Genomic DNA, 15265 nt, shown 5'->3' with positions numbered 1-15265 from the left:
GGTCTGGTTTGACAGCCTGTGCGCATGAAGACGTTACAGGAAGAAGGGACTTGGCTGGAACAGCCGCTCCACTTCCGGGATGTACTTCTTGTCCACCAGGAACATGACCACGTGGTCATCCTGCTGGATTTTGGTGCGATCGTGGGCGATCAGCACCTCATCCCCGCGCACTACGGCACCGATGGTGGTACCCGGCGGCAGCTTGAGCTCGCCTACCGTCTTGCCGACCACCTTGGAGGTGTTCTCATCACCGTGGGCAATCGCCTCGATCGCCTCGGCGGCGCCGCGGCGCAGGCTGTAGACGTTGGCGATATCGGCCCGGCGCACGTGGGTCAGCAGGGCCGAGATGGTGGCCTGCTGGGGCGAGATAGCGATATCGATGGAGCCACCCTGCACCAGATCGACGTAGGCGCCGCGCTGGATCAGCACCATGGTCTTCTTGGCGCCCATCTTCTTGGCGAGCAGCGCCGACATGATGTTGGCCTCATCCTCGTTGGTCACGGCGATGAAGACGTCGATCTGGTCGATGTGCTCCTCGGCCAGCAGCTCCTGATCCGCCGCATCGCCACAGAAGACGATGGTGTTCTCCAGCAGTTCGGAGAGCTGCTCCGCCCGCTTCTGGTTGCGCTCGATAAGCTTGACGCTGTAGCGCTTCTCCAGCTGGCGGGCGAGACCGGCGCCGATGTTGCCACCACCGACGATCATGATGCGGCGGTAGGGGCTCTCTAGGCGCTGCAGCTCCGACATCACGGCACGGATATGGCCTGCGGCGGCGACGAAGAAGACCTCGTCATCCGCTTCGATGATGGTGGTACCTTGCGGGCGGATCGGGCGGCCCTGACGGAAGATGGCCGCTACCCGAGTTTCGATGTTGGGCATGTGCTCGCGCAGGGTGGAGAGGGCATTGCCCACCAGCGGGCCACCGTAGTAGGCCTTGACCGCCACCAGACCGACGCGACCACCTGCAAAATCAACCACTTGCAGGGCACCCGGATATTCGATCAGGCGACGCACATAGTCGGTCACCAACTGCTCCGGCGCGATCAGGTGATCCACCGGCACCGATTCCGGCAGGAACAGGCGATCCCGCTCGGTCAGATAGGCCGGTGAGCGGATCCGTGCCACCTTGTTCGGGGTGTTGAACAGGGAGTAGGCCACCTGACAGGCGATCATGTTGGTCTCGTCACTGTTGGTGACGGCGACCAGCATGTCGGCATCCTGGGCGCCCGCTTCGCGCAGCACCTTGGGGTGGGCGCCGTGACCGTTGACCACCCGCAGGTCAAACTTGTCCTGCAGTTCGCGCAGGCGTTCGCTGTCGGTGTCGACGATGGTGATGTCGTTGTTCTCCCCGGCCAGGTTCTCGGCCAGGGTGCCGCCGACCTGGCCGGCTCCCAAAATGATGATCTTCATAGGGAACGTCTACTCACGTTGATGCTGTAAAGGGGGGCGCCAGAATGGATCTGGCAGCTCTCCCGAATGAGGTTTGTCATGCCCGGCTCAGAGCTTGACCAGTTTGGCGTAGTAGAAGCCATCCATCTCGGCTTCACCCGGCAGGAACTGGCGACCCGGGCAGTCCGGGGTGTCCTGTTCGTGCAACGGTACCAATTTGGCATCTTTGGTCGCGGCAAGGAAGGCGCGGATCTGTTCGCGGTTCTCTTCCGGCAGGACGGAGCAGGTAGCGTAGAGCAGGGTGCCGCCGCTTTTCAGCTTGCCCCAGAGGGCATTGAGAATGCCGCGCTGCAGCTCGGCCAGCTCGCGAATGTCCTGATCACGGCGCAGCCACTTGATGTCTGGGTGGCGTCGGATGACGCCGGTGGCGGAGCAGGGGGCATCCAGCAGGATGCGGTCGAACTGGCCCTCCGGCCACCACTGTTCCGGCGCCGCGGCATCGCCATGGATCACCTTGGCGGTCAGGCCGATGCGATCCAGGTTCTCCTGCACCCGCTTGAGGCGGTTTTCGTCGGCATCGACGGCAACCACGCCAGCCAGCTTGGGCTGACGCTCCAGCAGGTGGGCAGTCTTGCCACCAGGTGCCGCGCAGGCATCCAGTACCCACTCACCCGGTTGCGGGTCGAGCAGTGCCGCGGCCTGTTGTGCTGCTCCATCCTGTACCGAGCAGTCACCCACTTCAAAGCCGGGCAGCTTGGTCACATCGCAAGGACGCTCCAGCAGGATGCAATCCTCGCCCTCTTCACCGGCCACGGCATTGATGCCGGCTTCGGCCATGCGAGCCAGCATTGCATCGCGGCTCTGGCGCTGGCTGTTGTTGCGGATCCACATGGGAGGGCGCTGGTTGTTCGCCTCCATGATGAATTCCCACTCATCGTGATAGGCCTGACGCAGGCGCTTGGTGAGCCACTCCGGATGACCGAGGCGAATGCTGGGAACGCGGTCGATACGCAGCAGAATGACTTCGGCGCTGCGCTGGAAGTTGCGCAGCACGCCGTTGATGAGGCCACGCAGGGAGGTGCCCTTGAGCAGTTTGACGGCGTTGACGGTCTCGGCCACCGCGGCGTGAGCCGGAATGCGGGTGTAGATGAGCTGATAGAGACCGACCAGGATGAGGTAGTGGAAAATGCGGCTCTTGTTTTTGAGCGGCTTGTCCATCATCTCGTTGACTGCCGCATCGAGGCGGGGCAGCCAGCGCAGGGTACCGTAGCAGAGTTCTTGCAGGAGAGCGCGATCACGGGGCGCAACCTTCTCCTGGGCAGCAGGCAGAACAGCGGAGAGGGATTGACCCTGATCCAGCACCTGTTGAATAACGAGAGCGGCCTGTGCACGTGTTTTCATAGAGTTACCTTAGATGCGCAAGTCGGGGCCTGGGCCCCGCTTGTGTCAATTCAATCCAGTTCAATTCAATTGCGTGCCGGGTTCAAACCAGTCGCGGCGAGAGTTGAGCAGATCCGAAACGGACATCGCCTTCTTGCCGGGCGGTTGCAGGGTCAGCAGGCGCAGTACCCCTTTGCCGGTAGCGATATCGATCCCCTGCTTGTCGGCCTTGAGCAGGGTGCCGGCGGGTTGGCCGTGGTCGCTGTCAATGACGGCGGCTTGCCATACCTTGACGGTCTGGTCAGCCACTTCAAACCAGCTGATGGGCCAGGGGTTGAACGAGCGGATGCAGCGTTCGATGGCAACAGCCTCCATCGACCAGTCGATGCGGGCCTCTTCCTTGGAAAGCTTTTCGGCGTAGTTGGCCAGCGCATCATCTTGCGCCTCGGCAGCGGTTTCACCGGCGGCCATGGCATTGATGGTGTCGACCAGAGCCTGCGGGCCCAGCTCGGCCAGCTTGTCATAGAGGCTGGCGGAGGTCTCGTCGGCGGCGATGGGGCAGCTTACCTTGCGGATCATGGCGCCGGTATCCAGTCCCACATCCATCTGCATGATGGTGACGCCGGTTTCGGCATCGCCCGCCCAGATAGAGCGCTGGATCGGTGCGGCACCGCGCCAGCGGGGCAGCAGGGAGCCATGGACGTTGATGCAGCCCAGCCGCGGGGTATCGAGTACCACCTTGGGCAGGATCAGACCATAGGCCACCACCACCATCAGGTCGGCACCCAGTGCAGCAAGCTCGGCTTGCGCCTCTTCCTTGCGCAGAGAGGCTGGTTGGTAAACCGGCAGGTTGTGGGCCAGTGCCAGCTCTTTGACTGGGCTGGCGGTGAGCTTCTGGCCACGGCCAGCAGGCTTGTCAGGCTGGGTATAAACGGCAACGACCTCGTGGTCGGAAGACAACAACGCCGCCAGGTGACGGGCGGCGAAGTCGGGAGTACCGGCAAAAATCAGTTTCAGCTTATTCAATGGGGCAGATCCTCAGAGGACTTTGCGATCTTCACGGGCCATCTTTTCCAGCTTCTGGCGAATGCGCTGGCGCTTGAGCGGGGACAAGTAATCCACAAACAGCTTGCCGACCAGATGATCCATCTCATGCTGGATGCAGATGGCGAGCAGATCGTCGGCTTCCAGCTCGAACGGCTTGCCGTTGCGATCCAAAGCGCGGATTTTGATCTGTTCAGCGCGAGGCACCAGAGCACGGCTGCCGGGCACGGAGAGGCAACCCTCTTCAATGCCGGTGCTGCCGCACTGCTCGATGACCTCCGGATTGATCAATACCAGAGGATCTTCACGGTTTTCAGAGACATCGATCACTATGATGCGCTGGTGAATGTCGACCTGAGTCGCGGCCAGGCCAATGCCTTCCTCCGCGTACATGGTTTCGAACATATCATCTACAATCTGTTGTAACTCGGGTGTAAAGGTCTCGACAGGGGCTGCAACGGTGCGCAGGCGCTCATCGGGAAAACGCAATACATCTAGAATGGCCATAGTTTTTTCTTTAGTTTCGTATAAATGCAGTCAATATTGGCGTAATTCTAGTCATTTACGCCGACAAAAAACAGCAACACTTTGCGTACAGAAGTAACAGGGAGTGTTATGTATCTGAAGCAAACCATCCTCGCCTGTCTGCTGGTGACCGTGAGTCAGGCAGCAGTGGCCCATCAGCTGAGGCTGAAAGCGGGTTACCCCGAAAGCTATGTAGTGCAAAAAGGCGACACCCTGTGGGATATCTCCGGCAAGTATCTTTCCGAACCCTGGCTCTGGCCCCGTCTCTGGAACATCAATCCGCAGATAGCCAATCCTCACTGGATCTACCCCGGTGATGTACTGCATCTGAGCTGGGTCAATGGTGAACCCCGGCTCGGCAAGGCGATGCAGGGTGGCAAGCAAGTCATTCGTCTTGGCCCGAAAACCCGTTACGAGAACAAAGCCAACCCCATTCCGACCCTGCCTATCAGCGAGATCGGCCCCTTCCTGCAAACCGACCATATTCTGGTTGACAGCCAGCAGCAGAAAACCCTGCCCTATCTGCTGGGGTCGGATCAGAAACATATCGGCATGCTGGAGGGGGACACCCTCTATGTGCAGGGCTCCCTGACACCGGGGCAGGTTTATGGCATTTATCACCCCGGAGTGGTCTACAAGGATCGCGAAACCGGTGAGCTGCTGGGCCAGGAGGCGATCTTTGCCGGTGTGGTGCGGGCCGTGGCGCGTCTTGATGGCGATCGGACCGAGGTGACTCTGACTCATAACCAGCGCGAAGTGCTGCAGGGCGACAAAGTGATGCCGCTGCCCGCTCAGGAGAACATGCCCGCCGTCTTCACACCGAAAGCGGCACCTGCCATCACGCCGGGCTATATCATCGATTTGCCGAACAAGACCCGGGGCGGTGGCAAGTTTGATGTAGTGCTGATCAACCGGGGCGGCCGCGATCAACTGGTCGCCGGGGATGTACTGGATGTCAGACGACCCGGTGCTGCTCTGGTCACCAAGAATGGCGATGTACAGTACAAGGAGCTCTCGTCGGTTTTTAACCGGGTGTTTTACAGCAGCAACAAGAAGACACCATTGCCCTCTGAAGCGATTGCCCGCGTCATGTTGTTCAAGGTGTATGACAAGCTGAGTTACGGTCTCATCATGCAGAGTAACGACATGGTGAGTGCGGGCTATCAGGTCACTCACTTCTGACGTGAACTACCCCGACGCGCGTCTGGCGCTCTGGCTAACTCTCGATGCGGTCACCGGTATTGGCCCGGTGACCGCTGCACGTCTGTTGGAACGGGCCGGGGGAAGTATTGAGGCTCTGTTTCAGAGCGATGAAGCGCAATTGCATGGTATGGGGTTGTCGTCAGAGCAGATCAAACAACTGCGCTGGCCCTCGCCGGTGGTTGAGCAGAGCCTGGCTTGGGCCGCTTTGCCTGACAATCTCCTTATTCCGCAAGATCACCCGATTTATCCACCCTTGTTGCGGGAAATTCCCGCGGCACCCCTGTTGCTCTACTGTCGTGGCGATCTTGCTGCGCTGTCGCTACCTCAGCTGGCAATGGTGGGGACACGCCATCCTACCTATGCAGGCAAAGATAATGCCTCCCGCCTTTGTAGCGAGCTGGTTGGATGCGGGTTAGCCATCACCTCGGGCCTTGCGCTCGGTATCGATGGTGTCTGCCATCAGCAAGCGCTGGCTGGTGGCGGTATCACCCTTGCCGTGTTGGGTTCCGGGCTGGATTGCCTCTACCCCAAACGCCACCAGGGGTTGGCAGGCCAGATTCTGGAGAGTGGTGGTTTGCTTATCTCCGAGCTGGCACCGGATAAAGGGCCGCTGGCTGAACATTTTCCTCGTCGCAACCGTATTATCAGTGGTCTGTCGCTGGGAACTCTGGTAGTGGAGGCGACCGAGCAGAGCGGTTCGCTGATCACCGCCCGCTATGCGCTTGAACAGGGGCGCGAAGTGTTTGCAGTGCCCGGCGCTCCGCAAAACGCCCAGGCGATAGGGTGCAACAGATTAATTCAGCAGGGGGCCAAACTTGTGCTGAGTGCGGCCGATATAGTGGAAGAGCTGCCAGAGTGGGTCGCACGGCCAGATCCGTCGGTCATACCATCTGAGCAACCGCATAATAGCGAATTGCCTTATGCCGATTTGTTGGATAACGTAGATTATGAGACCACGAGCGTGGATACCGTTGCCGAGCGGGCCCAGCTTCCTGTCGAAGTGGTATTGGGCAGGTTGGTAGAGCTGGAGCTGGTCGGTGCAGTGATGGCGGTAGCCGGTGGATACGTCAGAGCGAGGAGGGCGAATCATGTTTGATGTATTGATGTACCTTTTCGAGACCTACATCCACAGCGATGCAGATGTGATGGTCGAGCAGGATGAGCTCACCGACGAGTTGAGCCGGGCCGGTTTCGATAAAGAAGAGATCGACAAGGCGCTCGACTGGCTGGAGCGGCTGGCCAATCTGCACGATAGCGAGCGGGAGGTCTATGTTACCGCCAGCGCGCAAGGCTCGATGCGTATCTATGCTCCGCAAGAGCTGGCACGCCTCAGCACCGAGTGCCGCGGCTTCCTGCTCTTTCTGGAACAGGCCCAGGTGCTGAATGCCGAAACCCGCGAGATCTGTATCGAGCGCCTGCTCGAACTGGACAAGCCGGATATCGAGCTGGATGACCTTAAGTGGGTCGTCATGATGGTGCTGTTCAACGTACCGGGCAGTGAAAATGCCTACCAGCAGATGGAAGAGCTGGTGTTTGATGAGTCAGACGGCGTCATTCACTGACAGTCCGGTGCCGCGCTGGTAGAATTCAGGCCATCTGGATTTCAAGGCGCGGCCCATGTCAAAAATCGATCATCACCTCTTTTCAGCCCACGAACATGCCTTCGAGCGCGAGCCGTGCCCGCAGTGCGGGGCCGAGCTGGTGATCCGCCAGGGCAAACATGGCCCCTTTCTCGGCTGTTCTGCCTATCCTGCCTGTGATTACATTCGCTCCCTGACGCCATCCGGCCGTGACATCGAAAAGGTGCTCGAAGGCTCTGCCTGTCCCGATTGCGGAGAGCCGCTGGCGATCAAGAAGGGGCGTTACGGTCTGTTTGTCGGTTGTACCCAGTATCCGGCCTGTCAGCACATCGAATCCCTGCAGGAGAGCGATGATACCCAGATCCTCTGCCCCGAGTGCGGCAAGGGTCATCTGGTGAGCCGTACCTCCCGCTACGGCAAGCAGTTTTACTCCTGTGATGGCTATCCCCATTGTAAATATGTGGTGAACGACAAACCGATCCCCATGCCCTGCCCCGCGTGTGGCTGGGGCATCATGGTAGAGAAAAAAGTGAGGGGAACGCTGCGTTGGGTCTGTCCGCAAAAGAAATGCGGCCACCAAAGTGAGCAGGTATAATCCCGCCGCCGCAACCAGATTGAAACGTTTTCGGTGAACTTCAACCCCCCACTTGGAGTAAGGAAATTCCCACCATGAATAAACCCTTTGTTGCCGTATTGATGGGCTCTGATTCTGATTTCCCCGTGATGCAGACTACCCTCGAGGTGCTCAAGTCATTTGATATTGCAGTGGAAGTCAAAGTCACCTCCGCGCACCGCACGCCGGCTGCGACTCATCAGTATGTGACCGATGCCGAGGCCCGTGGCTGCAAGGTCTTTATCTGTGCTGCCGGTCTGGCTGCGCATCTGGCGGGTGCCGTAGCCGGCATCACGACTCGTCCCGTGATCGGGGTGCCCATCGATGGTGGCCCGCTCAAGGGGCTGGATGCGCTACTCTCCACCGTGCAGATGCCGGGTGGTGTACCGGTGGCGACCGTGGCGATCGGCAAAGCCGGTGCCAAGAACGCAGGTTATCTGGCAGCCCAGATGCTGGCAGTAGCCGATGATGAACTGGCGGCCAAGGTTCGGGCCGAACGCCAGAAGAATGCCGAAGAGGTGATGGCCAAGGATGCCGCCCTGCAGGCTCAACTCAAGTAAGTGAACGGGTGACGATCCGGATGTGTCGTATTTTTCCTGTGCTACAGCAAAACGTCACTTTGTTGTGGTCGCCACCGTATGGATTCAACTTGCTACTAAGCGACGAGGCGGCAGCTAGGCTGCCGCATTTTTCCTATGCCAAATGAATTTGAACAGGCGGTTGCTGCCCTCCAACAGGAAGGGGTGATTGCCTATGCGACCGAGGCCGTGTTTGGTCTGGGGTGTGATCCCGACTCCGAAGTTGCGGTGCAGCGACTGCTGGCCATCAAACAGCGTCCGGTGGAGAAGGGGTTGATCCTGATTGCTGCCGATTTGGCGCAATTGCAGGACTACATCGATCTGAGCCAACTTAGCGGTGAGCAACTGGCTCGGGTTGAAGCCAGCTGGCCCGGTCCTTTTACCTGGATCATGCCTGCCCGTGCGACGACGCCGGCCTGGCTGACCGGGCAGTTCGAGACCCTGGCGGTGCGCGTGACGGCTCATCCTCAGGTGCAGGCGTTGTGTCGCGCCTTTGGCAAGCCGCTGGTCTCTACCAGCGCCAACCTGACCGGTGAGGAGCCTGCCCGTCGGGTGGCCGATATTGGGGAGCGGCTGGCAAGCAAGTTAGCCTATATCCTGCCCGGTGAAGTGGGTGGTCAAGCTAACCCCTCCGAGATCAAGGACGCACGAACCGGCGCCATTATTCGCCCCTCCTGAGCTGGCGGATACATCATGATTTGCTATCAATCCGCTGAGTGGTGAGTTCACCGGATTGATTTAACTATAAAAATGGACAGGGCGTTCACGATCCTGCCTGACTGGAGACAAGATGAGCAAACCGGATGTGGCCCAGGTCAAGGCCTTCCTGTTGCAGTTGCAGGACGAGATCTGCCGTGGTCTGGAGCAGGCCGATGGCAGTGGACACTTTGTGGAAGATGCCTGGAGCCGTGAAGGCGGTGGCGGTGGTCGCACCCGTGTGCTGCGCCACGGCGCGGTGATCGAGCAGGGGGGCGTCAACTTCTCCCATGTCTATGGCGATGCCATGCCTGCCTCTGCTACAGCCCATCGGCCAGAGTTGGCCGGTCGCAAGTTCGAGGCGATGGGCGTGTCGCTGGTGATCCATCCGCACAACCCCTATGTGCCGACCAGCCACGCCAACGTCCGTTTCTTCATCGCCGAGAAAGAGGGTGAAGAGCCTATTTGGTGGTTTGGCGGTGGTTTCGATTTGACGCCCTTCTACCCGTTTGCCGAGGATGTCCAGCATTGGCATCAGGTCTCCCGTGATCTCTGCCTGCCCTTTGGTGATGAGGTCTACCCCGAGTTCAAATCCTGGTGCGATCGCTACTTCTTCCTCAAGCACCGCAACGAGACGCGAGGGGTGGGCGGTCTCTTCTTCGACGATCTGAATCGCTGGCCTTTTGCCGACTGCTTTGCCTTTATGCGGGCGGTAGGTCGGGGTTATCTCGATGCCTACCTGCCGATCATCGAGCGACGCAAGGCAGTGCCCTATGGCGAGAGGGAGCGGGAGTTCCAGCTCTATCGTCGCGGCCGTTATGTGGAGTTCAATCTGGTGTATGACCGTGGCACCCTGTTCGGGTTGCAGACCGGCGGACGTACCGAGTCGATCCTGATGTCGATGCCACCGCTGGCACGTTGGGAGTATGACTGGCAGCCGGAGGCGGGTACTCCTGAAGCCTTGCTCTACACCGATTACCTCACGCCGCGAGAGTGGCTGTGACCAGAGGGACCATGATGGTCCCTTTTTACTGGCCGTTATTCGGCTTGTTCCCGAGTGCGAAAACCCGTTAAATCGGAATATTGCCCTCTGATGGAACTCTTTGATGGATCGTTATCTGGTTTTTGGCCACCCGGTGCGCCACAGCAAGTCCCCCTTCATTCACACCCTGTTTGCCAGACAAACCCAGCAAGAGCTGGAGTATGGGCTGGCTGAACCCGCCGTCGACGAGTTTGCCCAAGCCCTGCGCACCTTCTTTGCCCAAGGGGGCAAGGGATGCAATGTCACCGTTCCCTTCAAGGAGCAGGCATTCACTCTGGTCGATCGCTTGAGCCCGAGGGCCAAGCGGGCGGGTGCGGTCAATACCATCAAGCTGACCGATGATGGTGTGTTGCTGGGGGATAATACCGATGGCGCCGGATTGGTCGCCGATCTCAAGTCCCATGGTGTGACGCTGGCGGATAGCCGGATCCTGCTGCTGGGTGCCGGTGGCGCTGCTCGCGGTGCATTGGCGCCGCTGCTGGCTGAGTTGCCGAGCGAGCTGGTGATCGCCAACCGTACCCACACAAAAGCGCAACAGTTGGCTGCCGAATTCCACGATCTGGGGCCTGTGACTGCTCAGACCTATGAGCAGTTGGCAGGGCCATTCGATCTCGTCATCAACTCTACCTCCGCCAGCCTGCAAGGAGAGCTGCCGCCGTTGGCCCCAGCCCTGATCCACACTGATATTGCCATCTACGACATGATGTATGGCGCCTCGGATACGGCTTTTATCAGTTGGGCCAAACAGCATGGGGCTCGTCAAACCATGGATGGACTCGGCATGCTGGTGGAACAGGCCGCCGAAGCGTTTACCGTGTGGCGCGGAATTCGTCCCGGGACTAAACAGGTATTGAGAGAGTTGAAGCGTAACTTGGGGGTGATATGAACCAGGGTATTCTGTTTCCCGACCTGATGGAGTGGCAGGCTGACGAACAGCGGGTGCGTTTTCCTGCCCAGCAGATGGGGGCGCTGATAGATTGTTACATCAGCCATCGGCGACTGGAGAGAATGACAGGTCTGGCGCTGACGAGAGAGGATGACATCGTCAGAGCCTTCGAAAGTGTACGTTTTGATATTGAAGACATGGCTGAAAAACTCATTGAAGAACAAGAGTTTGCTGAGGATGGCGCTATCTACCTCTGATTTTTTAAAGTTTTTTTGTTTTGTAGCGGAACTACTTTGAAATGGCGCTGACTAACTAGATAGTTGAGGAAGTGCTAGCTAGTCACCTTTATAACTCCCCGGTATTCGTACTGGGGATTTTTTTATCTATATGAAAATAAAAGATTTTTTCTTAATCTGTAAGTTGTGAAACTAAATTACATAAATTACTTTCACTTTCTGCTGCTTTGCTGTACAGTTGTCTGCGTAGGGTACAGAGGTAAGATGTTCTATCTTTCAGACCTTTTATTTCACGTAATTGAATGTGGCTGAATAGCTGCCCCGATGAGGTTCTCGTCGGGGTGTTTTTTTATGCGCATCATTTAGAGTAAATGCTTTAAATTGGCGATGCATTTGATAGAATGAGGCTGCTTCTTGAGGAATACCTGTCGTCTGGTACTCAAGATTCAGCTTCTTCCCAATTTTTTGAACTTATTATTTCAGGCTGGATGGCATCACTGTCGTCCGGCCTCATTTTTATCCCTTTCGGTTAGGTTTTGTAATTAAATTTCATTTTTGTCTCTTTTTGTAATTATTGTTCGTTTTGAAAGAACGAATTTGAAAACGCTATCAACGCCTACTTAAGTTAATTATTTATGTGAATTAACTGCCTATCTATATGAACTGTAAGCGGTAATGGATATAGCAAGGGAGCTGAATACGGGGTGTTTGTCGTGAGGCAGGTGAAAGCAGTAATCTGAAACCCTTTCAATCAGCGGAGGAGTGCTCCGCCAATTGCAAGGAGAGCGAGGAGTAGATTACTCCTCGGCAGGTTGCTGTTCGTCAGCGTTCAGCAGGTCGGTATCGTCACCACTGACGTACCATTCGGTCAGGGTTTGCGCCAGCTTCTCCACACCGATATTGGTGAGGGAGGAGAACGCTTCGACCTGGATCTGGGAGCCGAGGTTGGCAACGGCCTGGCGCACCTTGATCACCTGGTTGTTGCGCGGACCCGGGCTCAGTTTGTCGGCCTTGGTCAGCAACAGCATAACGGGCAACTGACGGTGCGAGCTCCACTCCAGCATGTTCATGTCGGTATCTTTGAGCGGGTGGCGGATGTCCATCAGGATCACCAGACCTTTCAATGACTCACGGCGCTGCAGATACTCTGCCAGTGACTTTTGCCACTTGAGCTTCATTTCCAGCGGAACTTGCGCATAACCATAACCCGGCAAGTCGACCAGACGCTTGCCCGGTTCCAGCTCAAACAGGTTGATCAGCTGGGTACGACCAGGTGTCTTACTGGTGCGCGCCAGGTTCTTGTGTTTGGTTAAGGTGTTCAATGCAGATGACTTACCGGCGTTGGAACGGCCGGCAAACGCGATCTCGACACCCCCATCATTTGGCAGGTGACGGATGTCGGGTGCGCTGGTCACAAAATGCACCTTATTGAAATTCAGAGTTTGTGTATCCAACGTAAATTCCCCATGGAGATAGAGGGTTATAGAGTTACTTTTTTGTAAAATGGTGTAAAATAGCGTCGCTTAAACGCGTTTATTTTAACATGCCTTCAGCGGCATGGGATCTGGAAGCCTAATAACGAAAAGTTGGAACGCCATGAAGAACCTAGTCATTACTCTTGCTCTGATGGTTGGCGTAACGGGGATGGCACAAGCCAAGGGCGATGCCGCTGCGGGACAGACCAAGGCTGCCGTTTGTGCGGCTTGTCATGGACCGGACGGAAACAGCCTGGTTGATATGTACCCCAAAATTGCTGGTCAGCACGCATCATATATCAAAAAGCAGTTAGTTGAACTGAAGGCTGCCGCTTCTGGTCAAATTGGCCGGGTTGCGCCAGTGATGGGGCCGATGGCGTTACCTTTGTCGGAACAGGACATGGATGACCTGGCGGCTTATTTCTCCAGCCTGAAGGTTACCCCTATCGCTGTCCCTGACGACGTGGTCGAAGCGGGCAAGGCACTCTATATGGGTGGTGACATGAGTCGCGGTCTGGCAGCTTGTACGGCTTGCCATGGTCCCCGTGGCTCGGGTGTCGAACAGGCGAAGTATCCAAACCTGTCCGGCCAGCATCCTGCCTATATCAAGGCTCAGCTCACCGCATTCCGTGCCGGGACGCGTGACAACGATCCGAATGGCATGATGCGGGACGTTGCCAAGAAACTGACTGATCAGGATATCGAAGCCCTCTCCAAATATGTGGCGGGTCTGCACTGATATAGTCGATACGGTCGATTTGAGTTGAAACGGGGAGCCTGGGCTCCCCGTTGTTTTTATGGCTTTCAGATAATTCTCGGTTTAATCCCCCCGTTCTGTAAGAGATCTCCCATTCTCAAGGCAGGCCAAGGCTCATAAAATTGCATAAAATATTAAATAATCATTATTTATCAACAAATTATATGAATATTGATATCTTTCGACATGTTGAGAATGTTTTGAGTGGATTGAGCCGCTTTATAGAGTTGGTACAGTAGGCTTAATGGATTCACCCACGGATTGGGTGGCGGTTTCACGACAGGGTGTTGTGAGCAGAGGATGGCTGGCGTGGCGGGATGCCATGGGCTCGGATGAGCTGGCAAAGGATTGAAGGATCAGGATGGTGACCATCTCCGGAGCGGGATGGGGTTGCGGGATGCAGACTCCCCGGCACGATGGCAGGATGCGGTCGAGACGGGTCAAACAAGCACACGCACATTCAGGAACGACCAATATAAGGTCAGGATGACCACACAACGATATGATGCGGCGACAAGTTGTCATGGAGAGGACGAAACAGACTGTTTTGCCATTCAGGATGGCGCACGCATGAACATATCAAGGCAGCTTCGGCTGCCTTTTTTCTTTTGGGTCATTAACCCGATTAGCCATTCTGTGTCAAAATACCAGCAACATGCCCAGAGGATACCGATCCTGCGGTGTTCAGTGGCCTGATTGGGCCGGATTGGTGCGGGATCCTGCTCTTGTTCCAGCCTTACTGTTCCTCGCATCGTATCCCACCGGGTGAGATCATCCCGGGTACGGGTCAAACCAGTTATTTTCGGAGTTAGCCATTCATGTCTGCCAAACAACCCACTCGCAAGCCTACTGGCAAGCGCAAAGAATCTGATGTCAGTGCTCAGGAAGGCCGTGAGCGTAAACGGGCTGCCAAGCGAAAGGGCCTGAAGGCTGGTTCTCGTCAGCAAGTTGAACAGCCGAAGAACAAGTCTGGCAACAGCCAGTCCAAAGATCCGCGTATCGGTTCCCGCAAGCCGGTAGTTCTGGTGGTGGATGACAAACAGAAGAAGCCGGCAGCACCCAAGGCGGTGAAAGAGAAGAAGCTGGTGATGACCCCCGAGCAGGAGCTGGCTTCCATCGAAAACGATGATCGCTTGAATGATCTGCTGGATCGTCTTGATGCAGGTGAAACCCTGGAAGCGGCCGAGCAGGCCTGGGTTGATCAGCGTGTCGACCGTTATCAGGAGCTGATGGATGAGTTGGGCATCATCGACAACGACGATGATGAAGATGATGAGCTGCCGTTTGATGATGGCGATGACGCCGAGTTCGACGAGCAGAAACCAGCCTCCGAAGAGGAGCTGTGGGACCGTTTCAACCAGGTCGATTTCAAGCCGGAACCCAAGCCTGAGCCGAAGAAAAAGTGATGAGTGGATGGATGCTGGCCGCCCTGTTGGGCGGCCTGATTTTGTCAGGGTTGGCCATCTATGCAGGCATGCTGCTGGCCAGGCTGAGACGGCAGCAAGCGATGCAGTGGCGGGCTATTACTGCTCGCAATGAACGAATTCTGGAGAGCGTACGGGTCATTGCTCATGCGGTGCAGGAGGGGCAGTGCGATTACTCCGAAGGCGCCATTCGGCTGACCAATCTGCTGGATGCGTTGCAGATCAAGGGGGGACGAGCGTTCGTTGCCGAGTTCCCGGGTCTGTACGGGCTGTATGAGAAGGTGAAAGATATGCCGACTCATGAGGCCAGACGCGCCCTCAAGCGCAATGAAGTGATGAAGATGGATCTCGAACGCAGCGGCTACGAGGCCGAGCTGGAGGCTCAGATCCTCAAGGATGTGGCCCAGCTGAAGGATTTTCAGTTAGGTCGGTGAGCC

The 15265-nt window shown here is 57.0% G+C and carries 17 protein-coding genes; 12 read left to right on the top strand and 5 right to left on the bottom strand.

Annotated elements, in window-relative coordinates; translation table 11 throughout:
• Window positions 1–33: 33 nt before the first annotated feature.
• From trkA to def, 4 genes are all read right to left on the bottom strand, one after another.
• The gene (gene trkA / locus LRL22_RS13080) at window positions 34–1410 is read right to left on the bottom strand and encodes a Trk system potassium transporter TrkA (protein ID WP_005339689.1); all 1377 of its coding nucleotides are present in this window, start codon (window positions 1408–1410) and stop codon (window positions 34–36) included.
• Between the two features lie 87 nt (window positions 1411–1497).
• Window positions 1498–2790 (bottom strand): 16S rRNA (cytosine(967)-C(5))-methyltransferase RsmB, encoded by a 1293-nt coding sequence (gene rsmB / locus LRL22_RS13075; RefSeq protein ID WP_270905541.1) that lies wholly within the window; start codon window positions 2788–2790, stop codon window positions 1498–1500.
• Window positions 2791–2850: 60 nt separating this feature from the next.
• Window positions 2851–3795, bottom strand: coding sequence for a methionyl-tRNA formyltransferase (fmt, locus tag LRL22_RS13070; RefSeq protein ID WP_005357507.1), 945 nt, complete (start codon window positions 3793–3795; stop codon window positions 2851–2853).
• Window positions 3796–3807: 12 nt separating this feature from the next.
• Window positions 3808–4320, bottom strand: a complete 513-nt coding sequence (gene def, locus LRL22_RS13065; protein WP_005357510.1) for a peptide deformylase — start codon at window positions 4318–4320, stop codon at window positions 3808–3810.
• Window positions 4321–4428: 108 nt separating this feature from the next.
• On the opposite strand from def, the gene LRL22_RS13060 reads away from it, so the two are divergent.
• The 9 genes from LRL22_RS13060 (at window position 4429) to LRL22_RS13020 (ending at window position 11193) form a co-directional block, all read left to right on the top strand.
• Window positions 4429–5520: a LysM peptidoglycan-binding domain-containing protein gene (locus tag LRL22_RS13060; RefSeq protein WP_270905540.1), complete on the top strand. Its 1092-nt coding sequence runs from the start codon at window positions 4429–4431 to the stop codon at window positions 5518–5520.
• Between the two features lies 1 nt (window position 5521).
• Window positions 5522–6637, top strand: coding sequence for a DNA-processing protein DprA (gene dprA / locus LRL22_RS13055; protein ID WP_270905539.1), 1116 nt, complete (start codon window positions 5522–5524; stop codon window positions 6635–6637).
• Entirely contained in the window at window positions 6630–7103 is a 474-nt protein-coding gene (locus LRL22_RS13050) for a DUF494 family protein (RefSeq protein WP_005339699.1), read from the top strand. Before dprA ends, LRL22_RS13050 begins: the two co-directional genes overlap by 8 nt.
• Before the next feature lie 55 nt (window positions 7104–7158).
• On the top strand, window positions 7159–7716 hold the full coding sequence (locus LRL22_RS13045; protein WP_005339702.1) for a DNA topoisomerase family protein: 558 nt from the start codon (window positions 7159–7161) through the stop codon (window positions 7714–7716).
• 74 nt (window positions 7717–7790) lie between these two features.
• Window positions 7791–8294 carry a 5-(carboxyamino)imidazole ribonucleotide mutase gene (purE, locus tag LRL22_RS13040; RefSeq protein WP_005339704.1) on the top strand — a complete coding sequence of 168 codons (504 nt, stop codon included), beginning with the start codon at window positions 7791–7793 and terminating at the stop codon, window positions 8292–8294.
• A gap of 135 nt (window positions 8295–8429) precedes the next feature.
• Complete coding sequence (locus LRL22_RS13035; RefSeq protein WP_019445779.1) at window positions 8430–8990, top strand: Sua5/YciO/YrdC/YwlC family protein; 561 nt, start codon at window positions 8430–8432, stop codon at window positions 8988–8990.
• A gap of 112 nt (window positions 8991–9102) precedes the next feature.
• A complete protein-coding gene (gene hemF / locus LRL22_RS13030) occupies window positions 9103–10011 on the top strand; it encodes an oxygen-dependent coproporphyrinogen oxidase (RefSeq protein WP_270905538.1) in 909 nt (302 codons plus the stop codon).
• A 103-nt stretch (window positions 10012–10114) separates the two neighbouring features.
• Window positions 10115–10936 (top strand): shikimate dehydrogenase, encoded by an 822-nt coding sequence (gene aroE, locus LRL22_RS13025; RefSeq protein WP_270905537.1) that lies wholly within the window; start codon window positions 10115–10117, stop codon window positions 10934–10936.
• Window positions 10933–11193, top strand: a complete 261-nt coding sequence (locus LRL22_RS13020) for a DUF1488 domain-containing protein (RefSeq protein ID WP_005357522.1) — start codon at window positions 10933–10935, stop codon at window positions 11191–11193. The genes aroE and LRL22_RS13020 overlap by 4 nt, the downstream gene beginning before the upstream one ends.
• 776 nt (window positions 11194–11969) lie before the next feature.
• Here the strand turns inward: LRL22_RS13020 and yihA are convergent.
• Window positions 11970–12626, bottom strand: a complete 657-nt coding sequence (gene yihA / locus LRL22_RS13015) for a ribosome biogenesis GTP-binding protein YihA/YsxC (RefSeq protein WP_005339709.1) — start codon at window positions 12624–12626, stop codon at window positions 11970–11972.
• A 142-nt stretch (window positions 12627–12768) separates the two neighbouring features.
• Here yihA and LRL22_RS13010 point away from each other — a divergent pair, with 142 nt between their 5' ends.
• From LRL22_RS13010 to LRL22_RS13000, 3 genes are all read left to right on the top strand, one after another.
• On the top strand, window positions 12769–13386 hold the full coding sequence (locus LRL22_RS13010; protein ID WP_005339710.1) for a c-type cytochrome: 618 nt from the start codon (window positions 12769–12771) through the stop codon (window positions 13384–13386).
• An 836-nt stretch (window positions 13387–14222) separates the two neighbouring features.
• Window positions 14223–14810 (top strand): Der GTPase-activating protein YihI, encoded by a 588-nt coding sequence (gene yihI / locus LRL22_RS13005; protein ID WP_019445784.1) that lies wholly within the window; start codon window positions 14223–14225, stop codon window positions 14808–14810.
• 11 nt (window positions 14811–14821) lie between these two features.
• Window positions 14822–15262: a DUF2489 domain-containing protein gene (locus tag LRL22_RS13000; RefSeq protein ID WP_164537978.1), complete on the top strand. Its 441-nt coding sequence runs from the start codon at window positions 14822–14824 to the stop codon at window positions 15260–15262.
• Window positions 15263–15265 lie beyond the last annotated feature (3 nt).

Source organism: Aeromonas sp. PI_26 (assembly GCF_027854445.1).
Lineage (GTDB): Bacteria > Pseudomonadota > Gammaproteobacteria > Enterobacterales > Aeromonadaceae > Aeromonas > Aeromonas veronii.
Note: the sequence above shows the minus strand (reverse complement) of the source record. Positions and strands in the feature narration are given on the sequence as shown.